At 73.7% G+C, this 232-nt stretch carries 1 pseudogene; it reads left to right on the top strand.

The features are described 5' to 3' along the window. Window positions 1–232 (top strand): annotated as a pseudogene (locus KVS71_RS19265) (phosphoserine transaminase); the annotation flags it as partial.

Raw genomic sequence — 232 nt, 5'->3', positions numbered from 1 at the left:
TCACCGGCTCTGGCGACGCTGCTGCTGCTGGACGACCAGTTGCGGCGGATCCTCGACAACGGCGGGCTCACGTGGGCTGCGGCACGGACGGCGGAGTCGTCGTCGGTGCTCTACGTCTGGGCGGAGGCGTCCGCCGTGGCGACGCCCTTCGTCCGCGACCCGGCGCACCCCTCGCCCGTGGTGGCGGCCATCGACTTTGACCAGAGCGTCGCCGCCCCGGCGGTCGCGAGCA

This window comes from Microbacterium sp. GbtcB4 (assembly GCF_019091465.1).
Classification (GTDB): Bacteria; Actinomycetota; Actinomycetes; order Actinomycetales; family Microbacteriaceae; genus Microbacterium; species Microbacterium paraoxydans.
This window is presented reverse-complemented; position numbering and strand designations above follow the sequence as displayed.